The organism is Neisseria sp. Ec49-e6-T10 (genome assembly GCF_051132615.1).
Classification (GTDB): Bacteria; Pseudomonadota; Gammaproteobacteria; order Burkholderiales; family Neisseriaceae.
On record NZ_CP152375.1, the window covers coordinates 1,205,992 to 1,231,564 of the forward strand.

Genomic DNA, 25,573 nt, shown 5'->3' on the forward strand with positions numbered 1-25,573 from the left:
TGCACTGACTCCAGACTAAAACCTCTGTTTTATTAAGAATTAAATAGATATGTTGTAATTTGGCTATATTATTGTTTAATCTTCAATTTTAGTATTAATTACTTCAACTCAAACTCACTCTCATATTTCATTTAATGCTGTAAACCAAAAGTCTCATTACAATATAATGGGACTTTCACAATCAATCATTTTACTTAAAAATATCACATCATCTTCAATCAAATACCATCCCAACAATTTGATTAAAAATAACTTTCTATTAAAAACCAATTACCATAATAGTGTCTCTAAACAAAAAAACAATTGACTTTTAATTTAAGGATCAATAATAAATAAACTTCGTATTTGGCTGTTTTTTTAAAACCCATTTACATAAAAAATCGTTATTCGCCATGTTTTTTACAGACAATTTTAGACATTTTATTTTTAAAAAACAAAAAAATAGCAAAAACAATCACACATAAAAGATTTAATAGATAGAAAACTCTATTTTTTTTAGGTACAATTATGACTTTAGTTTCCTCATGTAAAAAGGTAAAAAGGATCAACATGGAAAATATCGAACAACGCGTTAAGAAAATTGTTGCGGATCAACTTGGTGTAAACGAAGCTGAAATTAAAAATGAGTCTTCATTTCAAGATGATTTAGGCGCAGATTCGCTAGACGTTGTGGAATTAGTGATGGCATTTGAAGAAGCTTTCGAATGTGAAGTGCCTGATGAGGACGCTGAGAAGCTAACTACTGTACAACAAGCCATCGATTTCATTCAATCTCAAACAAAATAATTTTTTGTTTATAACAGAATTGAACACCTCTGCTTCCTGATAAGAAACAGAGGTTTTTTGCTTAAAGCTCATCTTAAAGGAGCCTTTATTCTATGAGTAAAAAAAGAATTGTGATTACTGGCTTAGGCCATATTTCACCTGTTGGCAATGATGTTACTACAGGCTGGAGCAATATACTGGCCGGTAAAAGTGGCATTAACACAATAACCCGCTTTGATGCTTCAGAAATGGCCTGCCAATTTGCAGGTGAAGTCAAAGATTTTGATATTACTGAATATATCTCTGGCAAAGATGCTCGCAGGATGGACACCTTTATCCATTACGGGATTGCAGCTTCTTTACAAGCAATTGCTGATGCAGGTTTAGATGATATTCCCAATTTAGATAAAACGCGTATAGGTGTGAATATTGGCGCAGGGATTGGTGGTTTACCCTCAATAGAAAATACTGCTGCTGCATTATTTGAAGGTGGACCACGTAAAATAGGCCCATTTTTCATTCCTGGAGCGATTATCAATATGATTGCGGGTCATGTTTCTATTTTAAAAGGGTATCAAGGCCCTACATATGGTATTGTTTCTGCCTGTACAACTGGCACCCATTGTATAGGGGATGCAGCAAGGATGATTCAATATGGAGACGCTGATATTATGATTGCTGGTGGTGCGGAAGCGGCCATTTGTCAACTGGGTATCGGTGGTTTTGCCGCTTGTAAAGCTTTATCAACTAGAAATGATGATCCAGCCACAGCTTCTCGTCCATGGGATAAGGGACGTGATGGTTTTGTGATGGGAGAAGGCGCAGGAGTATTGGTATTAGAGTCCTATGAGCATGCTCTGAAACGTGGTGCAAAAATTTATGCAGAAGTAGCTGGATTTGGTATGAGTTCTGATGCTTATCATATTACAGCGCCAATGGAAGACGGCTCTGGCGCTGCACGTGGGATGGACAATGCAATGAAAGATGCTGGTATCAACCCAGATCAAGTCAATTATATTAACGCCCATGGTACATCTACACCATTAGGTGATGCAGCAGAAACAACTGCCATTAAACGCTGTTTTGGTGACCATGCACAAAATTTGGTGGTTAACTCAACAAAATCAATGACCGGGCATTTATTAGGTGGTGCAGGTGGGATCGAAGCTGTTTATTCAGCCTTAGCTGTTTATCAGCAAATCAGCCCGCCTACCATTAATATTTTTGAGCAAGACTACGAAAGCGGTTGTGATTTAGACTACTGTAAAGAAGGCGCTCGCGAAATGCCTATTGAATATGCCCTATCAAATTCATTTGGTTTTGGTGGTACAAATGGTACTTTAGTTTTAAAACGGTTTAGTTAAAAAAATTAATACAGACTTGATGAAAAAAGCCATCTTGATTTTTAATCAGATGGCTTTTTATTTATTGATTCCAGAAAAATGATAGTGCACTACGCCTGTCTTGCACATGACTAACGGCACTGTTTAAAACTTTTGCTTTCGCCCACAATATAAATGATGCTTTTGCTCTGGTGAGAGCTGTGTATAACAAGGCATTAGAAAACAAAAGATGGGGCTCTGGTGTACCTATCAGCCAAACATTTTCATATTCAGAACCTTGGCTCTTATGAACGGTAATGGCAAATGCAGGATCAAATAAAGGCAACTGACTTAATGGTATTTTTCGAAAACCATTTGCCTCTTCAAAATAAGCAACCAGTTTGTTTGTATAATCGGGTAAAATAATGCCAACATCCCCATTAAACAAACCCAATTGATAATCATTCTGAGTGACCATAATGGGTAATCCTGCAAAAAAAGGTTCTCCTTTATGGTGCTTTTTTGTTCTTAAAAAATGGACATACTGCTGATTAAACTCTTCGGCCTGATGTTTTAAAACAGTTAATACCATTAATTTTGAGTACTGATTGAATACCTGAGGAATATCCTCTTTTGTAACAGCTTGCCAATAAGCTGACGTATTTTGATAAAATTTTGTATATTTTGAGGTACTTTGCTCAATTAATGCTAATTTTTCTTCCTCTATAAATAACTTTTGCACCAATTGATTGTTTTGTTGGTTAATCGCCTGAGCAAGCTGGCCAATTGCACTGTTATGATCAAAACGATGGCTTTGTTTGAGTGTAATCGCAGCCATCCCAACAGAATGTTGAGCGTCAGATACAGTGTAGTTGGGTAATAACTGTACCAATAGATTATTTGTTTTATGATCTGCCTGACTTAAAGTGGACAATTGTTTGATAAAAGCACCTGCACCAATAGAAGGTAACTGATTTTTATCACCTAACAGAATTAAAGTAGCCTCTGGTTTAACCGCACAAAAAAGTTTACTGAGCATGGGTAAATCTAACATTGATGCCTCATCAATCACAATCACATCAAAAGGCATAGACTGTTTGTGATGATAAGTAGGCTGTGCTGTAATGGGGTGAATCCCCAATAATCGATGGACTGTTTGTGCTGTTAATTGACCTAACTTCTCCTGTACGATTGAGTGATCCAATCTTATCAAAGCTTGATGAAGCGCTTGTGTCATTCTCGCTGCGGCTTTTCCTGTTGGTGCTGCTAAGGCAATACTCAAGTCATTGCTTGATTGCAATAAGATCAATGCAGTTAACAATTTGGCCACTGTTGTTGTTTTACCCGTACCAGGGCCACCGTTAATCAACAACAGCTTTTTAAATAGTGCTAAGGCAACGGCTTGCTGTTGTTGTTCATTAAAATCATTCTGAAATAACTTTGTTAATATGTGTTGGGCTTGTTTACAAGCATTTTGATCAGGTAAAAATAATGTATTTTGTGTTTTTAGACAATCAGAAACATAGCCAGCCAATTGTTTTTCAAACAGATACAATCGCGCAAAGAAAAGCTTATTTTGCCACAATACCAAAGGGGTACTTTCCTGCCCCTCAGCAACAATAGGATAAGCTTTTTTTAGCTTAATCACATCTTCATTTGTTAGCTCAATATAAGTATGACCATTTTCTTCTGCAAAAAATAAAGCTTCTACATAGGGTTCGACAATCGGAAAAATCTGAGGAGCAAGATGTTTTAAAGCCCAATTGATGGCTTTTAAAACATGAGGCAAATCTCTCTTGGCTTCCTGTTCCATTATTTACTTTGTTTTCTTGCTTTAATATAAATTATGGTTTTCCCTTGAGCGTTATTTTTTCTTCCTTGAATCATAAAGATGCTTTTAGCTTGCTCAGATTTAACCAATTCAGATAGTTTTTTATACCCATATAATCGTGCATCAAAATCAGGCTTAATTTTTTGTAAATATTGTCCAAACGTACCTAAATTAGCCCAGCCTTGTTCATCTCCCGCCTCTTCTAGCGCCTGCAAGAAAAATTCTTTTGGCAAAGATTCTTTTTCTTTTTTATTGTTGATTGCTTCTACTTTGTTTTCTATGTGAGGTACTTCATTTCGCAATATTTCAGTAAAAATAAAACGATCACAAGCATTACGAAAAGCCTCAGGTGTTTTTTTCTCACCAAAACCATAGACTAATAAGCCTTCTTCTCTTAATCGTATAGCCAAACTGGTAAAATCACTGTCACTGGAAACCAAACAAAAACCATCGAAATTCTTGGAGTAGAGAAGATCCATCGCATCAATAATCAATAAGCTATCCGTTGCATTTTTACCTTTAGTAAAAGCAAACTGCTGTTGAGGTTGAATAGCATATTTTAATAACACATCTCTATTCCAACAACTTTTCTCAGAAAAATCGCCATAAACTCTTTTTAGCGTCACGACACCATATTTGGCAATCTCTGCGAGCAAATTTCCAATAACTTCTGCTTGGGCATTATCCCCATCAATCAGTACGGCAAATTTTAGTTTACTTTCTGAATCTATGCTCTGTTCTGACGACATTTAAGCTTCCTCCCAATCAAACTTCATAATCTATAATTGTCCTTCATCCATTGCCATTCGCCGTTCAAAGCGTTTGGCTAACTGATCATCATGAGTCACAACGATTAAACTGGCTTTATGCTCCTCTTTAAGATCAAGCATTAATTCAATGATTTTCTCAGCATTTTTACGATCTAAGTTGCCTGTCGGCTCATCGGCTAAAACACAAGCCGGCTGAGTCACCAAAGCACGAGCAATGGCGGCACGTTGTCGCTCACCTCCTGACAATTCACTCGGACGGTGCTCTATTCTCTGTGCTAGGCCAACCTTACCAAGCATATTGATTGCCTCTTCTTTTGCCTGCCCTTTATCCATTTTTCGGATTAATAAAGGCATCATCACATTTTCTAAGGCGGAAAATTCTGGTAATAAGTGATGAAACTGATACACAAAACCAAGATATTGATTACGAAGTTGGCTCAGTTTATTTTGAGACAATAAACCAATATCTTGCCCCATCAATTTTATGTTGCCAGAAGTCGGTTTATCTAAACCACCTAAAAGATGCAATAAGGTACTTTTGCCACTACCAGATGCACCAACAATGGCCACACTCTCATTTTCATGAATGTTGATATTCAAATCTTTTAACACATCTACTTTTAGTGTGCCATCCTGATAAGTTTTACTTAATTCATAGGCTTCTAATATTAGCTTACTCATAACGTAAAGCCTCCGCTGGCTGTGTTCTTGCTGCTCGATAACTTGGGTATAATGTGGCTAGAAATGACAAAATGACAGATATCAGCGCCACCAAAACCACATCACCAACATGAATATCAGATGGCAAATAATCAATAAAATAAATTTGGGCATTAATTAGGGAACTGCCAACTAATTTTTCAATAAAATGCACAATTAACCCTATTTTCCAAGCAATTAAACAACCGAAGATGACACCAAAAACCGTCCCCAACAAACCTGCAACCAACCCTTGCGTAATAAATACTTTCATTACTTTACCTTGAGTCAGCCCTAATGTTCTTAATATGGCAATATCAGATTGTTTTTCTGTTACTGCCATCACCAAAGAAGAAACCAAATTGAAAGCAGCAACCATAATAATGAGCATAAGGATGATAAACATCATTTTTTTCTCTAATTCAACTGCTTCAAAATACGCCCTATTTTGATCTGTCCAATCTGTAATCCAATAATGACTGATATCTTCTTTAGGTAAAATAGTTGACTTAATTGCCAACACATTTTGTGGTTCTTTTAAACGAACACGTACACCAGATACTTCATCGCCCATTCGAAAAAGTTTCTGTGCATCTGCAATATGAATCATGGCCAAAGACGCATTGATTTCATTTACTTTAGAATGCACCACACCAACCAAGGTAAACTGTTTGATTCTGGGCACCATACCCGCTGGTGTAATATTGCCTTCAGGCGTCAAAACACTGACTTTCCCACCCAACGGTACATCTAACATTAACGCTAAATCAGCACCCAAAATAATGCCAAACTCGCCTGGTCTTAGGGCATTAAAATTTTGCCCTGAGGCCATCTCTTTTTCAAGATCGACCACTTTATCTTCAAAAGCAGGATCAATGCCCTTTAATAAAGCACCTTTTACTTCTCCAGAATTAACCAATAGCGCTTGGCTGGAAATATACGGTGCGGATGCTAAAACATTAGGATTTTGATCAAGCTTTGAGACCAATGATGGCCATTGGTTAGAATCTTCTGGTACCAAATAACTGACTTCCATATGAGGTATCACACTGAGCATCTGCCCACGAATCTCTTTTTGAAAACCGTTCATAACAGAAAGGACAATGATCAGCGCCATCACGCCCAAAGCAATGCCCAGTACGGACGCTAAACTGATAAATGAGACAAAACCATTACGTTTTTTGGAACGCAAATAACGCAAGCCAATCCAAACAGGTAAAGACATAATTAAGGTACTTTTAAAATATGGATGAAAAGGTTATTTTAACCCAGTTTCACTAAAAGACTAAAAGGTATCGTTCCAAGCATGAGTTCACGAATGATTCAATAAAGCATAAGTTGTTTGAATCACCTCAAATAAACTATCTGCTTTAGCTTGACCTGTGCCTGCTAAATCAAGTGCCGTGCCGTGATCTACTGATGTTCTGATAAAAGGTAGACCTAATGTAATATTCATGCCTTTACCAAAACTGGCGTATTTTAAAACAGGTAAACCTTGATCGTGATACATTGTCAATACGGCATCTGCATTTTGAAGCAAAAATGGCTGAAAAATAGTATCAGCAGGAAAAGGGCCTTGTATATTCATGGTAGGCTGTAATTTTTGAATCACAGGTGTAATAATGGTGATTTCTTCTGTTCCTAAATATCCCCCTTCTCCTGCATGAGGGTTTAAACCTGCAACAATTATTCTTGGGTTGGCCAAACCAAACTTTGTTTTTAAATCATGATGCAATATCTGGATAACTTCGGTTAACTCATGTTGATTCAATGCTTGCGCAACATCTTTTAAAGGTAAATGTGTCGTGGCTAAAGCAACCCTTAAACCACCACCGACTAACATCATCACCACTTTTTTGGTTTGGCTGATATGCGCTAAATATTCAGTATGGCCACTAAAAGGGATACCCGCCTCATTAATCACACCTTTATGTAAAGGCGCAGTCACCATAGCATTAAATTCTTTGTTTTGTACGCCTTCATAAGCCCTATTCAACAAATCCAATACATAATACGCATTCTGTGGATCCAGTATTCCAGCCTGTACAGGCGCACGAGTTGAAATATGCAATACTTCTAAACTACCTTTAGGAACTTGATAGTTTGGGTAATCCACTAAGGGGATATTGAAACCTAATTGTCTGGCTCGCTCTGTTAATAACTGTTTATCTGCCAAAACAACACAACGACATGGTAAAGGCTGCTTTGCCAATGCAAGACAAATATCGGGGCCAATTCCTGCTGGTTCTCCACTGGTAATTGCTAAAATAGGGATACTCATCTTATTTCAACTTGATTCATGATTCAGGTATAAAAATATTTTTGACCTCTTGGGTTATTTTTTTGACTTGACTTGTTTGTTCAATAGTCACAATCTCTTTTTTTGCAACAAATACAACTTCGTTATCATCAGTCAAAATACCATATTTTTTCTGATCCGATGCCACTATTATCCCGATTAATTGAGTGCCATTTTTCAAATTAATAGCAACATATTGATTTTGTTTACTTTGATTTAATGATGTTAACGTTTTAGGCTTTTCAGCATCAGCATAAGTCTGATACGCATCCTTTAAATAAGGCACAACATAATAAACACCAACCCAACCAACCACAGCCACAAAACCCACAACGGTTATCTTAAAAATAATTTTGTTCAATTTTTCTTCTTCGCTTGGTAAAAAAAAAAAAGAGCACCATATTACATGATACTCTTTTAACATATGGCGTTTTTTACTCTTCATTTAGTTTATTGACGATATGTGCTCCTGCGACTAATTGAGCGATCCACTCTTTATAGATCTGTTCACCTTTTCGTTCTGCAATTTTCTGGCGAATTTGTGCTTTAGCCTGAGCTTCTCTCATATCTTCTTCTTTTTCATCAATCACTTTAATCAGATGATAACCAAAAGAAGTACGCACAGGTTCACTCACTTGATTTAATGCAAGCTTTGTCATGCTTTCCTCAAACTCAGGAACTGTATCCCCTGCGCCTACCCAACCAATATCGCCTCCTTGAATAGCACTACCATCTTCTGAGTATTGTTTGGCTAAAGCATTAAAATTTTCGCCTTGCTGTAATTTTGTTTGTATTTCTTTAATTTTTGTCTGAGCTTGTCCATCACTGGTTAGATCATTCACTTTGATCAAAATATGTTGAACATGATAGCGTTTTACTGATTGTCCACTGGCATGTGCAGCACTTTTACGATCAGTTAATTGAAAAATATAAAACCCCTCTGGCGTGTGAATTATTTCTGTATATTGGCCAACCTGTAAGGCAGAAAGCATTTTAGTTAAGTCAGCAGGTAGTCTATTGGTGACTTGGTAACCCATATCACCCCCACTACTTTTATTGGATAAATCACTGTACTTTTTAGCAACATTGGCAAAGCTCTGTCCTGATTTTAGAGCCTTCATCGCTTCTTCTGCTATAGTTGATTTTTGATTTAAAACAGCATCATTAGCATTTTCTGGCGTCGCAATCAAAATAGCAGCTAATCTAATCTGCTCACCTTGCGCCGCAGTTTGACTACTACCCAACTCCTGATTCACTTCGTTATCTGTCACAGTAATACGGCTACCAATTTCACGCTGTTTCACTTTTTCAATCAGTAAACCATCGCCAATTGTTTTTCTAACCTGACTAGCAGAGATACCTTCTTTTTTTTCTAATTGTTGATAAAACTCAGATACGCTGACTTTATTTTGTTTGGCAATATTATCAACTGCCTGATCCAACTCTTCTGTACTGACTCGTACACCTGTTTCTTTAGCATATTGAATCAATATTTGTTCTTCAACCATTAAATTGAATACCTGTTTTCTGATGTCAGCTAAACTGGGTTTATTTTGTTGGTTTGCTAAACGGCTATTGACTTCTTTAACACGGTTATTCAACTCTGACAGTGTAATCACATCACTATTCACAATAGCCACTACTCTATCTACGTCTTTAATTGCAGCATGTGCTATTTGAAAACTTAAACCCAATAACAAAAGACTAATGAGTTTGTTCATTATTTTCTTACCTCGTTAATTTTACTGTATCCAGGGATTGCCAAACGTAAGGCATCAAACGGATTATTGCCAATACCGCCCAAATTACCCAACTCCAATTGGACAAAAATCGCATTTTTGGTACGGTCTTTATCAGTCACATATCGTTGTCCTACCACACGTAAACTCCAACAACCATCGTTATATTCTACACCAAGTAATTGCTCTAATGACTCTTTATCGGCAAATGAATAATTTTGTCTACCTAAAACATAAAACTTTTTGCCGATTGGCCATTGTGCAGCCAAATCTAATTGAGATACTCGACCATACTGGCCTGGATATGTTTCTTCTTCTCGGTCAAACAAATATCTTAAACTAACGGTTTTTCCTGCTTCTGGGTTATACCGCAAAGAAGAGCTAAAACGCTCTGTCGTCTTTAAAGCTTGATTGTAATGATAATCTGTATCCAAACGCCAGTTACGATTTAAATCGCCCCCAACTTGAGCAAGGAAGTCTGACCCCACCTTATCGCGATCCCTGATTTCTCCACTTAAAGACATGTCTTCTTTTTTAAAATAAAAACGTTGCCCTATCATCACCCGTAAGCGTTCCAACCCATTCTCATTATTGATATAACGACTGGTTAGAGCAGCTGTTATCTGATTGGCGCCATTAATGCGATCTTGCCCTGAAAAACGATTTTCTCTAAACAATTGCGTAAAATTAAAATCATTTTCTGAAGAATCAAAATTAGGTAAGTCATTTTGGCTCTTACTGGTAATATAGGTATAAAACAATCTTGGCTCCAACGTTTGGGTATGTTGTTGCCCAGCGAACATAGATGGTCGCTCAAAAGACAAGCCGGTATCGATACTAATAATTGGTAAACTTCGCGTTTTACTCCGACTGTTTTGTCCCTGAAACTCATCTAAACTGTATTGAGTATAATGCACACCTACTTTAGGCCTGAAATACCCCCAGCTTTCAGTAAAATCCCAAGCAACTGTTGGGTAAGCCACAAAACGATTTCCTGATTGCATTCTACTTGAATGAAAACGGGTAAATTCGGTATTTAAACTAAAGCTCGCCTTCATTATTGGTTGAGTATAGTTTACTTTTATTTCTGGTAATCGCGCATATGGCTTAATTAAGGTGCCTTCATCATTTTGTAACGTCTGATATCCCTGAGCACGAATAGAGGCACTGATATAACCTGTTCCAATATTTTTCCCAGAACCAAACCAAATTTCGCGATTTAAATTCACATTTGATGCAACAGATACACGATCCCCAAAATCTCGAAAATAGTTATCATCTGACACCTGATTAAAATCTATATTCATTCTTACAGGAATAGGAAGTTGATCAAAGATTTGTGCATGTTGTAGTGATAGTAGATGACGATCTTCTTTTGTTTTTTTATCGTGTGGTAAAAATTGTCCTTCTAACTTACCAGAATAACTGGGCATCAAATAACGAAACTGTCCACCCAACATAAACCCACGTGAATTAATATAACGCGGATAAACAGTTGCATCATAGTTTGGCGCCAAATTAAAATAATAGGGAGTTTCCAGTTCGAAACCATCCGAACCAAACTTAAAGGTAGGTGCCAACAAACCAGATTTACGACCATTGTCTAAAGGAAAATCGATCCACGGAGTATATAAAATAGGGACGCCTTCAAATACTATTCTGGCATTTCTTGCCACACCAACATTGCGCCCATAATCAATATCAATTTTATCGGCTTTTAAATACCAACTAGAATCCCCTGGCTGACAAGTATTTAAAGCCGCATTTTGCAATTGGTATTTATTTTCGCCTTGCATAAGGACTTTATTGCTTTTACCTTGAACCCTTTGCCCATTCTGCTCGCTTTCAAAAGAGGCATCATCACCCTCTCCTGTTTGCTTATCCAAATAATAGCTCAAAGTGCTGCCACAAATTGTCGTATTGGTACCACGCTCTAAAGTAAACTGATCTCCAGCTAAAGCATGATTATCTTCTTGCCGATATTTTAACCAATCCGATTTCAGCGTATCTTCATTACGTTTAACAGTCACATTACCCGTCGCTTCAATTTCGCTTTGGCCAACACCTTGCGCATCATCGGCGGTAATTTCTACCTGATTAGGCTCTAAGGCGTAAACTTGGCCAGAACACAATAGAGCATATGTCACCCATACAGTAATCGGCTTTAAATAGTGTTTATTTAGCAAAAACATATCCCCTAAAATCAAAATGGCGGTTAAAATTACATCATTTTAACTTGAAATGCATCATGAAACGACAAGAAAACTTAAAAAATTGGTTAAGCATACATTATCCTGATCAAAATTTTGAATTAAATTTTGCTGCTGCTGACGCCGATTTTCGACGCTATTTTAGAGCGACATTTGATAATGGGCAAACAATCATTTGTATGGATGCGCCACCAGAAAAAATGAGTATTGCACCTTATATAAAGGTACAAAAACTTTTTCAAATGGTGAATGTTCCTTCTATTTTAGCCTATGATGAACACCTTGGGTTTATGGCTTTGGAAGACTTAGGCCAAATTACTTATTTAACAGCTTTAGAACATGATTCTCGACCAGAAGTACACAAAATGTTGTTATTGGATGCTATTGATCAGTTAATTGAGCTACAAAAGGCCAGCTTACCAAACCAATTACCTGAATATGATCAAGCTTTACTTGAAAAGGAACTTCATTTATTTCCTGATTGGTTTGTTGCAAAAGAACTCAATGATACATTGACTCAGACACAATCCGCTTTATGGGAACAAGGTATAAACAATTTATTACCCATCATTTTGCAACAACCTAAAGTGTATGTGCACCGAGATTTTATTGTCCGTAATTTAATGCTTACCCAAGGCAAGCCTGGCGTACTGGATTTTCAGGATGCCGTTTACGGGCCAATCACTTATGATTTAGTGTCTTTATTAAAGGATGCTTTTATAGAGTGGGAAGAAGAATTTGTGCTTGATTTGGTGGTACGTTATTGGGAAAAAGCACGTGCAGCAGGGCTACCTGTTCCAGCAGATATCGATATTTTTTATAAAGAATTTGAGTTTATGGGCGTACAACGCCATTTAAAAGTAGCGGGTATTTTTGCCAGACTCTTTCACCGTGATGGCAAAGATAAATACCGCGCAGAAATTCCCCGTTTTTTACGCTACTTAAAAAAGACAACCTTTCGTTATCATGAGTTGGCACCTATTTATCAATTACTCAATAGTTTGATTGATGATGGTTCTCATCAAACAGGTTACACATTTTAAGAAATAAGGTTATTGAAAAGTGACACATATGATTAATCAACTGAATCAACCCATATGAAAGCCATGATTTTAGCAGCTGGGCGCGGAGAAAGAATGCGTCCGCTAACAGACCATACACCCAAACCATTATTAATGGTGGGTAAGGATCCGCTGATTGTCTGGCACATCAAACATTTAGCCAAAGCGGGCTTTATAGACATTGTCATTAACCATGCTTGGCTTGGACAACAATTGGAAGAGACTCTGGGCAATGGTGCAAAATGGCATGTACATCTTCATTACTCAGCAGAAAAAGAAGGTGGGTTAGAGACAGCAGGAGGGATTGCCACAGCCTTGCCCTTACTGGGCACAGAACACTTTTTGGTGGTCAATGGAGACATTTTCACGAGTATTGATTTTTTATCTTTACGTGAACACACGCAATATTTAGCAGAGAATCAAACACATATTATTCTGGTGCCAAATCCTGAACACCATCCACAAGGTGATTTTGTTTTGGATGCCAATAACAAAGTACAAGACATACCTGAAAGCCAGAATAAATACACCTTCAGTGGTGTCGGTATTTATCACCCCAGTTTTTTTAAACACACACCTGCCCACCAGAAAGCGAAACTGGCGCCTTTACTGAAAGAGGCTATGCATCAACAACAAGTCTTGGGCCAATTGCATACGGGTTTATGGCTAGATGTGGGCACAACAGAACGTTTGGCTTTAGCCAACGATTTGGCTAAGACGGAATCTTTTTTGTGAAAACACGTATTTTGGGTATCGACCCTGGTAGCCGATTTACTGGCTTTGGCGTCATTGATGTCATTAATAAGGAACACCATTATGTTGCTTCTGGTTGTATTAAAACGCCTACTCATGCAACTTTGGCCAAACGGATCCATGTTATTGTGACCCATATTTGGGAAGTTATTGAAACCTATCAACCAGATCAAGCAGCAATTGAACAAGTATTTGTAAATGTTAACCCAGCAGCAACACTGATGTTAGGGCAAGCAAGGGGCGCGGCTATTGCGGCTTTGGCCACAAGAGATTTACCCATCCATGAATACACGGCTCTTCAGGTTAAAAAAGCAGTTGTGGGTCACGGCAAAGCGGCAAAAGAACAAGTACAACATATGGTGGTGACTTTATTAAACCTAAATGGTACACCTTCCAGTGATGCAGCAGATGCGTTGGCAGTTGCTTTGGCACACGCCCAACTGAGTACCCATATTTTAAATCAGCTACATGCTGAAAAAACGGGACTAAAAAAAGGACGGTTTAGCTTGTCTTAAAATGCTAAACAAAAACAACAATACAAAAAACAAACAGAAAGACAGCACAACTATGATCAGCAAAATCACTGGAAAACTCATTGAAAAAATGCCCCCTCAAATTGTGATTGATGTACAAGGTATTGGTTATGAGGTAGATGTTTCCATGAATACTTTTTACGCTTTGCCTAATTTAGGTGAAAACGTTTCTCTAGTGACACAATTAATCATTAGAGAAGATGCTCATCTACTTTTTGGCTTTGGTTCAAAAGAAGAGAGAACAACATTCAGGCAATTAATTAAAGTCAGTGGTATTGGTGCCAAAACAGCATTAGGCATTTTATCTGCACTCACCAGTGAGGAATTAGCAAGCACCATTGCCGCAGAAGATATTAAACGCTTATCCAGTGTTCCTGGCATTGGTAAAAAAACGGCTGAACGCTTGATTCTGGAGTTACGAGGCAAATTAAACAGCACAGAACAAGGTTTGTTTCATTCTGCCAATACGCCTAATGTCCAGACTCATCAAGACATTATCAGTGCATTAGTGAGTTTAGGCTATTCTGAAAAAGAAGCCAATAATGCGGTGAAACCTCTATCGGCAGAGTTAGATGTCGGAGAAGGTGTACGTTTGGCACTAAAAAACATGTTAAAAAAATAAGTTGGCAAACTGAATGCATCAACATGCATTCAGTTACTTGTAAAACATGGGTAAATTAACAAATTTTTACCTTTTTCTGATTAAACACCCAAAATTTACAATAACTTATTGTTTCTTTATAAAAATTTCAATGATTTTTTACCACACTCTTATTTAGAACAAATTCGTATTTAAAACACAGATAAATCGTGCAAAGCCTTATCACATCAAAAATAACCCGCTTAACTTGCTGAACTGATAATACATTTTACGATAGCATAACAGGCTAATTAATTGACAGATATGATTATTATCCATTACGATAGCCCCAATTCAAAATTCCATTACCGTAAAACAAATAATGAATAAGCTCAAATTAATCAGCTATGCAATTGCAGGCTTGGTGATCCCTTCTTTTTCGGCGCTCACTTTTGCAGCACCTTCGGCACAACAAACAGACCCAGGTAGAGCAGCATTAGAATTAATGCAATTAAATGCCAGCCCATTGAAGTCTGGTAAAAATCAATATGCAGGAGGGGACATATGGGCGCGGACTCGTTCTGGCTTCCAGATGAGCGAAGTGAACCCAGAGCTGGTTCGTAAACATGAGCAGTATTATGCCTCACGTGCAGCTTATTTTAATCGTACATTAACCCGTGGCAGCAAATATATGCACTTTATTTTAAATGAAGTGCAACGACGTAATATGCCCACAGAAATCGCCCTATTACCGGTTATTGAAAGTGCTTTTGTGACGCAAGCCAAATCGCACGTTGGGGCATCTGGTCTATGGCAGTTTATGCCTGCTACAGGTACACATTATGGTTTGGAGCAAACATGGTGGTACGATGGTCGTCGTGATGTCTATGAATCAACCCGTGCGGCTTTGGATTATTTAGAATACTTACACAATATGTTTGGTGACTGGTCACTGGCTTTAGCCAGTTATAACTGGGGCGAAGGCAGTGTCAGCAGAGCGGTAAAACGTGCTCAAGCGGCAGGCCTTGAGCCGATTTATGAAAACCTAAAAATGCCAAACGAAACACGTAATTATGTGCCTAAATTATTGGCAGTACGCAATATTATCAATAATCCTCAAGCATATGGCCTAGACTTAAAACCATTAGCAGACAAACCTTATTTTTCAACCGTATCCGTTGACCAACATATGGATACAACTTTAGCAGCTCAATTGGCTGAAATTTCACAAGAAGAATTTGACTCGCTTAATCCTGCTTTCAATTTACCCGTATATGCGCATAAAGATGGTCGCAATATGTTATTACCTGTTGATAAGGTCGCCACATTTAAGCGTAACCTCAGAAAATGGGGTAATAAGCCACTATTAAGCTGGGATATCTATACTGTACAAGGCAATGAAAGCATTGCTCAACTGGCTAATGATGCGGGAATGAATCTGGCTGAATTTAAGAAAATTAATGGAATTAAAGGTAATGCACTACAACGTGGTCGACCTTTACTTTTAGCCAGCAATAATAAAGTACCAACCAATAATTTCAATAACACTTATACAGCACAAAATGAAGATGTTATTTTGGTCAGTGAAGTGGCACCAATCAATACTGCTACTACCTCAACAGCTCGCAAAACCATTGTGATTGAAGAGCCTGCTAAATTGGTTGCTTTAGCCAATAATCAACCCATAAAAGCGCAAAACAATGTGGCCACATTAGTACAAGAACCACCTGTTCAAGTGGCAAAAAATGATGTTATTGTGATCAATGAAGTGTATACCTTATCTGATCCAAAACCAGTCACAACGACAGAGGCAATACCTACTGCGCAAAATCAAGCGGCACCAACTAAAAATGAAGATCAACTACAAGCATTCGTTGACAGTTTAGCGACACAAGAAGATGCGAAAGCCTCAGACGCTCGTGTTAATGAAGCCATGAATCAATGGAAAAAAGAAGCAGAACAAGAAAGAGAAATCAAACCTATTGTGACTACAGCAAACAATACTAAAGCTGTGTCAACTCATAAGGTTGAAAAAGGTGATACCCTTACTGCCATTGCCAGACAGTACAATATGACCGTCAATGATTTGGTTGCTCTGAATAATCTTTCTGACAACCAAATTCAGGCTGGAAAAGTACTCAAAGTATCAGGTGAGCGTGTAGCAAACAATGCCAAACAAAGTGCCTCTAGCAAAGAAAGAATGTACGTTGTTCAAAAAGGTGACTCTTGGTATAGCATTGCCCAAAAATTTGGGGTAAAACATCAAGACATCATTAAGTGGAATACCCAAAATGCATCTGGCACACTCAAACCTGGACAACAAGTAAAATTAGTTGGACTATAACAGCAACATCATACAAAAAACCACTTTCATAATGAAAGTGGTTTTTTTATCAGTAAAATCATCCTTTTTTCTAAGATCTAAGTGTCTTATTCTGTTTTAAATCGATAATGGTACTTGGCTTTTTACTTTTACCTAAAGGCGCTTGCACAACCAGTACATTTTGCCCAAATTTTTGTTTTAATGTTCGGATATCTTTAATTGATCGTGCTTTTGCAACATTTGCTGAAGTTGAAATCAAGGCACTGTTCAACCAATAACATAAAAATGAAGCTGGTTCATGCGCTGTAATACGTACCGCTAAATTTGTATTACCGACTCCTCTCAATTGAGGCAAAACCCGTTTACTGGCCTCTAACACAAAAGTATAAGGTCCTGGCCAATAAGAAAAAACCGTCTGTTTTTGTGTCTGTTCAAGGGGTTTCAATAAATATTGTATTTGCTTAAACTCATGCGCAATCACAATTAACCCTTTATGAGCAGGTCGTTTTTTTAATTTTAAAATTCGACGAATAGCGGCAGGATGAGTAGGTAACCCACCTAAACCAAAACAGGACTCTGTAGGGTAAGCACAGACCCCTCCTCGCTTTAAATGGGCTTTTAAATGCAGCAATTGACGATGTGCCATCACCCTTTTTTTTAGTATCATTTTTATTTTATGGCTTTATCCGCAATATCATGGCGATACTGCATACCATCAAAATGAATCTGTTCTACCAATTCATAAGCCTGCTCTTTTGCCTTGGCAATTGACGCCCCCAAAGCACAAGCACACAATACCCGACCACCACTGACTAAAACTTTGTCTTCGCTATTTTTGGCACCCGCATAAAATACCTTTTGTTCAGTATTTGTCACAGTATCTAGCCCAGTAATCACTTGACCCGTTTCAGGCGTATCAGGATAATTTTTTGCAGCCAACACCACCCCAACAGCTGCCTTATCACTCCATTTAGCCTGAACTTGATCCAGCTTTTTAGCTAAAGCCGCTTCAATTAATTCACTAAAGTCAGATTCTAAGCGCATCATAATAGGCTGTGTTTCTGGATCCCCAAAGCGACAGTTAAATTCAATGGTAAAGGGCGCACCTGTTTGATCAATCATTAGCCCTGCATATAAAAAACCTGTGTATGCGTGCCCTTCTGCCTTCATCCCATCAATAACAGGCTGAATAATTTGTGTCATTACCCGTTCAAATACAGCATCAGTTACCACTGGTGCTGGGCTATAAGCACCCATCCCGCCAGTATTTGGTCCTGAATCATGGTCTAACAAACGTTTATGATCTTGGCTGGTTGCCATTGGTAAAACATGTTCGCCATCAACCATCACAATAAAACTGGCTTCTTCACCTTCTAAAAAATCTTCAATAACGACCCGAGAACCTGCCAAGCCCATTTTATTGCCAACGAGCATGTCATCAATTGCACCATGCGCTTCCTCTAAGCTCATGGCAACAACGACCCCTTTCCCTGCAGCCAAACCATCGGCTTTAATCACAATGGGCGCACCTTTTTGATTAACATAATCGTGGGCTGCCACAGCATCAGAAAAGGTTTGATACCCTGCAGTAGGAATATGATATTTTTGCATAAACGCTTTAGCAAAATCTTTTGAGCTTTCCAGTTGTGCTGCATATTGTGTTGGACCAAAAATGGCCAACCCCACTCGTTCAAATGCATCAACAATACCAGCAGACAATGGTGCCTCAGGGCCAACTACGGTAAAGGCTATCTTTTCTTTTTGACAAAATTTAATCATCTCTTCATGAGTACTGATGTTGATATTTTGTAATTTTGCTTCATTAAGGGTACCTGCGTTACCAGGTGCGACAAAGACTGTTTCTACTCTGGGGGATTGAGCCAAACGCCAAGCCAATGCATGCTCACGTCCGCCGGAACCTATAACAAGAAGTTTCACGGGCTAATCTTTCTTTAATCTAATGATAAAAAAATACCTCTTCATTTTAAAGGAGAATAATCTCTTTGTTAAGAAAAAACATTTCATACAGCTTGATTGCGCATCAAATTTGAATCGTGTCGAAATATCTTTTTTCTACTCAAGATTTTTAAACAGTATTTGACACAAATCATATTTACATGAGTAGCCATATTGACATTCAAATTTCTCAATGTTATTTTATTCCACAATACAGAACATATGTTCTATATATAGAACAAAAGGAGTGATTATTTATGAGCACATTAAAAAACACATTCAAGGGCGTGTTTCCCCCTGTTCCAACAATCTTGGATGAAAAAGGCAATTTAGATAAAAAAGGAATGGGCAAATTAATCGATAAGCTCATTGATGAAGGTGTAAATGGCATGCTGTTTCTAGGCAGTGGCGGAGAATTTTGCCATATGCCAAAAGAAATGCGCTTTTCTGTGGCTGAATTTGCAGTCGAATATGTGGCTAGAAGAGTGCCTGTGTTATTGGGTATCAGCAGCCCTAGTACGGATGAAGTAATTGAGTTTGGCTTACATGCAGATAAACTTGGTGTCGATGCAGTTTTGGTATTGAATCCATACTATGCCTTGCTTAATGACGAGTTTATCTATAACCATTTTCGCACAGTAGCAGAAAACATCAAAACACCTGTGATTCTTTATAACTTCCCTGCACTTACTGGACAAGACATTAGTGTGAATTTAATTGCACGTTTGGCAAAAGATGTACCCAATATTATCGGGATCAAAGATACGGTTGATAATATGAGCCATCTGCGTGAAATTATTAATGTGGTGCGCCCAAACCATCCGGATTTCGTCATTTTTGCTGGATACGATGAATATATGATGGACTCATTGATCCTCGGCGCTAATGGAGGCATCCCAGCAACCAGTAATTTCGCTTCATTTATTACCTGTGGCATCTACCAAGCATTTGTCGAAAAAAATTACGAAAAAATGTTTGAACTACAACGCCAGCTAGCAAAACTTTCAAGCGTTTATGCTGTAGAAAGCCCATTTTTTGGTGTCGTTAAAGAAGCCATCAAGTTATCTGGTTTAGACATTTCTACCCAAGTGTTAGCGCCTGTAATGAAACTGGATCCTACCAAAAAAGAACGCTTAATAGAAATCTTAGAATTTGCACAAGTGCCTTACAAAACAAAGAAGAAATAATCCATCAAACTTTAAATTGAACTTCTAGAGGAGTATTAATTATGAGTACCATTTCTCCAATCATCATTTTACATCCCAATGATGATGTTGCGATTGCTCGATTTCCCGTACAAGCAGGTTATGTCATTGTAGACAAAAACATTACTGTTTTAAGCGACATTAAAGAAGGGCATAAAATTGCGCTACATGACATCAAAACAGATGAACCTGTAAAACGCTATAACCAAATTATTGGTTATGCCAGCGAACCGATTAAAGCGGGAGAGCACATCCATTTACACAATCTAAAAATGGGGGACTATGGCCAAGACTATGCTTTTGGCGTAGACAAACATGATATGCCTAAACCCACTGAAAAACGCTCATTTATGGGTTATAAGCGTGCGAATGGAAAAGTTGGTACACGCAATTATATTGGTATTCTTACTTCAGTGAACTGTAGTGCAACCGTTGCTCGCGCGATTGAAGAGCACTTCAAAAAACGAGGCTTAGAAGATTTCCCCAATATTGACGGTATTGTCGCTTTACCTCAAAGCTTTGGTTGTGCCATGGACATGAAGGGGGAGCTGATGAAAATCATGCAGCGCACCATGAGTGGCTATGCAAACCATGCAAACTTTGCAGGCATCTTGATTATTGGGCTTGGTTGTGAATCCAACCAAATTAAAGATTTGATTCAAGTCGAACAGCTTCAAGAAGGTCCTATGTTACAGCACATGACCATTCAAGAAACTGGCGGTACACAAAAAACCTTCAATAAAGGTGTACAAATCATCGAAAGCATGCTGGTCGAAGCCAATAAGTTTCAACGTGAAGAAGTACCTGCATCAGAATTAATTCTTGCGCTTGAATGTGGTGGTTCTGATAGCTACTCGGGTATTTCCGCCAATCCTGCACTGGGCTATGCCGTCGATTTACTTGTCCAACAAGGTGGTACCGCTATTTTGGCAGAAACACCTGAAATTTATGGGGCAGAGTATATGCTGACTCGTCGTGCAGTTTCACCTGAGGTCGGCCAAAAACTGGTTGATCGAATTTTATGGTGGGAAGACTATGCCAAACGTTGTCACGCAGAGCTAAACAATAACCCTTCTGCTGGCAATAAAGAGGGTGGCTTAACAACAATCTTAGAAAAATCATTAGGTGCAATTGCCAAAGCAGGCAGTTCCAACTTAGTAGATGTATATGAATATGCACAACCTGTAACCGCTAAAGGATTAGTCTTTATGGACACCCCAGGTTATGACGCATTTGCCTGTACTGGCCAAATTGCAGGTGGTTCAACTGTGATGTGCTTTACCACAGGCAGAGGATCTGCTTATGGCGCAAAACCAACGCCTTGTATCAAATTAGCCACCAATAACTTTTTATGGAAACGCCAAGAAGAAGATATGGACATCAACTGTGGTGATGTTGCTGATGGTTTAGAAACTTTAGAGTCAGCAGGTAAACGTATTTTCGAAATGATTTTAGCCGTTGCCTCGGGAGAACAAACCAAAAGCGAGAAATTTGGTTATGGCAGCCTAGAATTTGTCCCTTGGCAACCTGGCGCAATCATGTAATCAGAAAGCTAAATTAACAATAAATCCTAGCAAGGAAATATATTATGTCTGCTATTAATTCAACACAGAGTAAACAAAAGCCAACGATTGTTCGATGGATGATTTTCTTACTGATGCTGCTTTTAGGTGCGATTAACTACATCGATCGCACTTCTTTAGGCATTGCAATGCCATTTATTCAGGAAGAATTTGGTATTGAAGATGCCAGTACAGTGGGTATGCTACATAGTGCCTTTTTCTGGTCATACGCATTAATGCAAATTCCAAGCGGTATGCTGGCAGATCGCTTCAAAACCCGAACCATTATTACGTGCGCCACAGTGGTATGGGGTGGCTTTCAAGCAATTGGAGCCGCTTGTCATACAGTTACATTACTGGCTTTGACTCGTATTGGCTTAGGTGTATCAGAAGCACCCATTATGCCTGCGGGCGCAAAATTAATGGGCACTTGGCTCACACCAACCGAGCGAGGAAGAGGCTCTATGTTACTTGATGGTGGTGCACCATTGGGTACAGCATTAGGTGCCATTTTGTTGACTTGGTTAATTGGTCATTTTGGTTCATGGCGTATTGCCTTTGTGATCGCCGGTGTGGGTACCATTGTTGTTGGTTTGATTGCATGGTTCTACATCAGAAACACACCTAAAGAGCATTCAGGTGTCAACGAAGCAGAACTGGAGCTGATCGAAACAGGCATTCAACAAGCAGGTGGCACCATCACCAAGAAAAATCGGATGAGAGACATTATCCCTTACCTAAGTCAGGTAAACGTATTGGCGCTCATTGGTGGCTGGTGTTGCTACAGTACTGTATTTTACGGCTTAATGGTCTGGGTGCCAGCATACTTACAACAAGCACATAACTTTAATGTTAAAGAAATGGGCGGAGCCATGTTTGTTATGTTTATGCTTTGCTTCATTGGTCAACAAATCGGTGGGGTCATTGCAGACAAATGGAGAAGCTCTGGTGCGCCAAGCAATAAAGTATTTCATACGCTCTTAGCCATATCAGCAATTGTTGCAGGTGTAGGCATATTCTTATGTGCAAACTCTAGTAGCCCTACCATGGCTGTGGTACTGCTCACCATTGCATTATTCCCCTTACGTTGGGCAAGTGTTTACTGGTCTATTCCAGGTTTACTGGGCGCACAACATATGGCAGGTACCATTACGGGCACCATGAATTTTGCCAGCAATATGACTGCCGCAATCGTACCGATTATTGTTGGGTTTATGATTCAATGGACAGGTTCATATTACGCAGCGATGATGTTCTTTGCGACTGCCGCAATAGGTTATTTAATTTGCTCTATGTTGATTAACTTCAATCGCCCCATGGCTTTAAAAGAAGATTAATCATCAAATATAAAAAACACAGTATGTTGAACAACATACTGTGTTTTTAACTTCAAAAAATCCCAATTGAATATAGTGTTTATTAACCAGCGGCACTAAATTTTAAGCCTAAAATCCCGATAATAATCAAACACAAACTAACCACACGCATGGCGCCTGCTGGCTCCTTAAATAAAATAATGCCCACAATTGAAGCACCCACCGCACCAATACCCGTCCACACAGCATAAGCTGTCCCGACAGGTAGACTTTTCATTGCATGTGAGAGCAAAGCAAAGCTTCCTGCCATTGCCACCAAAGTCACCAAACTAGGTACAAGTTTGGAAAAGCCTTGGGTATATTTCAACCCAATTGCCCATACAACCTCCAAAATGCCTGCACACAATAAAACGACCCAAGCCATTTTTATTTACTCCTACTGAAGTGGGGTCGTCCCCATAAAAAGATATGTCATCAGGTCGTCCTGATGAGCCATAATGAAAAAATGATCAGAAGTTCAATAAATATGAACCTATCTGAATTTTACCCATTTTTGAACTGACTCACAAATCTTTATCTTTTCTGGCTGTTTCTCGTTATAATCTGCACCATATTCAAAATCGCTCATTCTTTTTAAGGGATACACCATGCTTTTTTTAAAAGAGTTCATTTCTGGTGCCCAAATTCTATTTGTTGCATTTGGTGCGCTGGTTCTTGTTCCCCTCCTAACTGGTTTAAACCCCGCTATGGCATTATTAGGCGCAGGAGTTGGTACATTACTTTTTCAAATTGTCACCAAAGGTAAAGTGCCTATTTTTTTAGGCTCTTCTTTTGCCTTTATTGGGCCAATTATCTATGCCATTCAAACATGGGGAATAGGTGCAACCCAATTTGGATTATTCGCTGCAGGTTTTACTTATTTTATTTTCGCTTTAATTGTTAAATGGCGCGGCATTGGCTTAATTAATCGACTTTTGCCTCCTGTTGTTATTGGGCCAATCATTATTGTTATTGGCTTATCTGTAGCAGTAAGTGCCTCACAAATGGCTATGGGACAAAGTGGTGGTGAACAAGTGGTCAGTTATGGCGCTTCTATCTTCTTAGCAACCGTATCATTAATGACCACCATCATTGTGTCTATTTTTGCTAAAGGGATGCTCAAACTGCTGCCAATTTTATCGGGCGTCATTGTGGGCTATATCACAGCAGTGTGTTTAGGCTTAGTTAATTTTGAACCCATTATTGCTGCTCAATGGTTTTCCATGCCCCACTTTACCCCTATAGAAGTCAGCTGGGCTGCAGCATTGTTTATGTTACCTGTTGCTATTGCCCCCATCATTGAACATATTGGCGCAGTAATGGCCGTTGGTAAAGTAACAGGCGAAGACTATACGAAAACCCCAGGATTACAAAAAACCCTAGCAGGTGACGGACTAGGCGTATGTTTTGCTGGATTAATCGGGGGACCACCTATTACCACTTATTCAGAAGTAACTGGTGCATTAATGATTACCCGCAATTTCAAACCAAAAATCATGATTTATGCTGCCATCTTGGCCGTTTGTTTGGCTTTTTTTGGTAAATTTAATGCCATTTTATTATCCATTCCACTACCTGTAATGGGGGGCATTATGGTTCTACTATTTGGCACTATAGCTTCAATTGGTTTAAAAACCATTATTGATGCGAAAATTGACTTAATGGTGCCGCGTAATTTAGTCATTGTATCTGTTATTTTAACCTGTGGGATTGGCGGGTTGATTTTAAAAATTGATTCCACCGTTAACTTATCAGGTGTAGGCCTAGTAAGCATTCTAGCCATCATATTAAATCTGCTTTTACCACAAGCACCTGAAACAGAAGAGCATGTACCAAATTAAATTACAAGATCAAGCATTAAGCTTTCAGTGCGAGCCGCGCGCTCGCACTGCCAAATACCGACTAAAGCTGATCCTGCACCCTCAAAAAGGCATTATTGTTCGCCATGCCAAGAATGTGTCGCTAAATGAAATTTATACTTTTTTACATCAAAATCAAAATTGGTTAACCCAAAAGCTCTCTCACCCAACCCATCTCAACCCAAAAAAATTGGCTCAATTTTCAGTAGAACACTTTGTTTTATGGTATTTAGGGCAGGAATATCCTGTTACATTTCACGCCTACAGCGCCCAAAAAATAAAATTATTCAAACAACAAGAGACAATAGGACTCTATCTTCCTACTCATTTTTTAACAGACTTAACCCAAGGCACCCATTTAGCACAACAAAGGGTTAAAAAAGATTTATTCACCGCAATTTGCCAATGGTACAAAAGCCAGGCTCGTTTGCTTTTACCTAAACTATTACAGCAATGCACACAAAAATGTCATTGGGTCTCTAACACACCTTCATTAACCATTAAAACCCAAAAAACCCGTTGGGGCAGTTGCTCTTCCAAAAACAATATCAACTTAAATGCATTTTTAATGCAATTTGAACAAACTGTTATTGAGAGCGTGATCTTACATGAACTGTGTCATATAAAACACATGAATCACAGCCGTGATTTTTATCAATTACTCTTATCTGTCGCGCCACATTACCAACAACATGATGTGTTATTAAAAAACGCCAAAAACCCATTTAACCAATTGCTACAAGCATAATAC

22 protein-coding genes and 1 pseudogene are annotated in these 25,573 nt (G+C 38.5%); 12 read left to right on the forward strand and 11 right to left on the reverse strand.

Annotated elements, in window-relative coordinates:
* Positions 1-549: 549 nt before the first annotated feature.
* Positions 550-786 (forward strand): acyl carrier protein, encoded by a 237-nt coding sequence (gene acpP, locus AADH04_RS06445; RefSeq protein ID WP_434779419.1) that lies wholly within the window; start codon positions 550-552, stop codon positions 784-786.
* Positions 787-878: 92 nt separating this feature from the next.
* Complete coding sequence (gene fabF, locus AADH04_RS06450) at positions 879-2,129, forward strand: beta-ketoacyl-ACP synthase II (RefSeq protein WP_434779420.1); 1,251 nt, start codon at positions 879-881, stop codon at positions 2,127-2,129.
* Between the two features lie 61 nt (positions 2,130-2,190).
* On the opposite strand, the gene recD is transcribed toward fabF, so the two are convergent.
* From recD to AADH04_RS06490, 8 genes and pseudogenes are all read right to left on the reverse strand, one after another.
* On the reverse strand, positions 2,191-3,900 hold the full coding sequence (gene recD, locus AADH04_RS06455; RefSeq protein ID WP_434779421.1) for an exodeoxyribonuclease V subunit alpha: 1,710 nt from the start codon (positions 3,898-3,900) through the stop codon (positions 2,191-2,193).
* Between the two features lie 95 nt (positions 3,901-3,995).
* Positions 3,996-4,649 (reverse strand): annotated as a pseudogene (locus AADH04_RS06460) (NYN domain-containing protein); the annotation flags it as partial.
* A gap of 48 nt (positions 4,650-4,697) precedes the next feature.
* Positions 4,698-5,369, reverse strand: a complete 672-nt coding sequence (gene lolD, locus AADH04_RS06465; RefSeq protein ID WP_434779422.1) for a lipoprotein-releasing ABC transporter ATP-binding protein LolD — start codon at positions 5,367-5,369, stop codon at positions 4,698-4,700.
* On the reverse strand, positions 5,362-6,615 hold the full coding sequence (locus AADH04_RS06470; protein WP_434779809.1) for a lipoprotein-releasing ABC transporter permease subunit: 1,254 nt from the start codon (positions 6,613-6,615) through the stop codon (positions 5,362-5,364). The genes lolD and AADH04_RS06470 overlap by 8 nt, the downstream gene beginning before the upstream one ends.
* Positions 6,616-6,699: 84 nt before the next feature.
* Positions 6,700-7,668 carry a 4-hydroxythreonine-4-phosphate dehydrogenase PdxA gene (gene pdxA / locus AADH04_RS06475; protein WP_434779423.1) on the reverse strand — a complete coding sequence of 323 codons (969 nt, stop codon included), beginning with the start codon at positions 7,666-7,668 and terminating at the stop codon, positions 6,700-6,702.
* 16 nt (positions 7,669-7,684) lie between these two features.
* Positions 7,685-8,047, reverse strand: coding sequence for a hypothetical protein (locus tag AADH04_RS06480; RefSeq protein ID WP_434779424.1), 363 nt, complete (start codon positions 8,045-8,047; stop codon positions 7,685-7,687).
* A 73-nt stretch (positions 8,048-8,120) separates the two neighbouring features.
* The gene (locus AADH04_RS06485) at positions 8,121-9,407 is read right to left on the reverse strand and encodes a peptidylprolyl isomerase (RefSeq protein WP_434779425.1); all 1,287 of its coding nucleotides are present in this window, start codon (positions 9,405-9,407) and stop codon (positions 8,121-8,123) included.
* Positions 9,407-11,617 carry an LPS-assembly protein LptD gene (locus AADH04_RS06490; RefSeq protein ID WP_434779426.1) on the reverse strand — a complete coding sequence of 737 codons (2,211 nt, stop codon included), beginning with the start codon at positions 11,615-11,617 and terminating at the stop codon, positions 9,407-9,409. Before AADH04_RS06490 ends, AADH04_RS06485 begins: the two co-directional genes overlap by 1 nt.
* A 56-nt stretch (positions 11,618-11,673) precedes the next feature.
* Between AADH04_RS06490 and amgK the strand changes: the two genes are divergently transcribed.
* The 5 genes from amgK to AADH04_RS06515 all read left to right on the forward strand — a co-directional run bounded on the left by amgK (position 11,674) and on the right by AADH04_RS06515 (position 16,906).
* Positions 11,674-12,678, forward strand: coding sequence for an N-acetylmuramate/N-acetylglucosamine kinase AmgK (amgK, locus tag AADH04_RS06495; protein ID WP_434779427.1), 1,005 nt, complete (start codon positions 11,674-11,676; stop codon positions 12,676-12,678).
* Between the two features lie 54 nt (positions 12,679-12,732).
* Positions 12,733-13,431: an N-acetylmuramate alpha-1-phosphate uridylyltransferase MurU gene (gene murU, locus AADH04_RS06500; protein ID WP_434779428.1), complete on the forward strand. Its 699-nt coding sequence runs from the start codon at positions 12,733-12,735 to the stop codon at positions 13,429-13,431.
* Positions 13,428-13,964, forward strand: a complete 537-nt coding sequence (gene ruvC / locus AADH04_RS06505; RefSeq protein ID WP_434779429.1) for a crossover junction endodeoxyribonuclease RuvC — start codon at positions 13,428-13,430, stop codon at positions 13,962-13,964. Before murU ends, ruvC begins: the two co-directional genes overlap by 4 nt.
* A 52-nt stretch (positions 13,965-14,016) precedes the next feature.
* A complete protein-coding gene (gene ruvA / locus AADH04_RS06510) occupies positions 14,017-14,604 on the forward strand; it encodes a Holliday junction branch migration protein RuvA (protein WP_434779810.1) in 588 nt (195 codons plus the stop codon).
* A 340-nt stretch (positions 14,605-14,944) separates the two neighbouring features.
* Entirely contained in the window at positions 14,945-16,906 is a 1,962-nt protein-coding gene (locus tag AADH04_RS06515) for a LysM peptidoglycan-binding domain-containing protein (RefSeq protein WP_434779430.1), read from the forward strand.
* A gap of 70 nt (positions 16,907-16,976) precedes the next feature.
* Here AADH04_RS06515 and AADH04_RS06520 read toward each other — a convergent pair whose 3' ends face one another.
* A complete protein-coding gene (locus AADH04_RS06520; protein WP_434779431.1) occupies positions 16,977-17,531 on the reverse strand; it encodes an L-threonylcarbamoyladenylate synthase in 555 nt (184 codons plus the stop codon).
* A gap of 23 nt (positions 17,532-17,554) precedes the next feature.
* On the reverse strand, positions 17,555-18,823 hold the full coding sequence (gene purD / locus AADH04_RS06525; RefSeq protein ID WP_434779432.1) for a phosphoribosylamine--glycine ligase: 1,269 nt from the start codon (positions 18,821-18,823) through the stop codon (positions 17,555-17,557).
* 275 nt (positions 18,824-19,098) lie between these two features.
* On the opposite strand from purD, the gene AADH04_RS06530 reads away from it, so the two are divergent.
* From AADH04_RS06530 to AADH04_RS06540, 3 genes are read left to right on the forward strand one after another with little or no spacing between them, the layout of a single operon-like run.
* Complete coding sequence (locus tag AADH04_RS06530) at positions 19,099-20,028, forward strand: dihydrodipicolinate synthase family protein (RefSeq protein ID WP_434779433.1); 930 nt, start codon at positions 19,099-19,101, stop codon at positions 20,026-20,028.
* 41 nt (positions 20,029-20,069) lie between these two features.
* On the forward strand, positions 20,070-21,590 hold the full coding sequence (locus AADH04_RS06535) for a UxaA family hydrolase (protein ID WP_434779434.1): 1,521 nt from the start codon (positions 20,070-20,072) through the stop codon (positions 21,588-21,590).
* Between the two features lie 44 nt (positions 21,591-21,634).
* Positions 21,635-22,945: an MFS transporter gene (locus AADH04_RS06540; protein ID WP_434779435.1), complete on the forward strand. Its 1,311-nt coding sequence runs from the start codon at positions 21,635-21,637 to the stop codon at positions 22,943-22,945.
* Between the two features lie 82 nt (positions 22,946-23,027).
* Here the strand turns inward: AADH04_RS06540 and sugE are convergent, their stop codons facing one another.
* On the reverse strand, positions 23,028-23,348 hold the full coding sequence (gene sugE / locus AADH04_RS06545; RefSeq protein ID WP_434779436.1) for a quaternary ammonium compound efflux SMR transporter SugE: 321 nt from the start codon (positions 23,346-23,348) through the stop codon (positions 23,028-23,030).
* Between the two features lie 223 nt (positions 23,349-23,571).
* Here sugE and AADH04_RS06550 point away from each other — a divergent pair, with 223 nt between their 5' ends.
* Together AADH04_RS06550 and AADH04_RS06555 are read left to right on the forward strand one after the other, a co-directional pair.
* Positions 23,572-24,804 carry a uracil-xanthine permease family protein gene (locus tag AADH04_RS06550; protein WP_434779437.1) on the forward strand — a complete coding sequence of 411 codons (1,233 nt, stop codon included), beginning with the start codon at positions 23,572-23,574 and terminating at the stop codon, positions 24,802-24,804.
* Entirely contained in the window at positions 24,791-25,570 is a 780-nt protein-coding gene (locus tag AADH04_RS06555; RefSeq protein WP_434779438.1) for a M48 family metallopeptidase, read from the forward strand. Before AADH04_RS06550 ends, AADH04_RS06555 begins: the two co-directional genes overlap by 14 nt.
* The last annotated feature ends 3 nt before the right edge of the window (positions 25,571-25,573 follow it).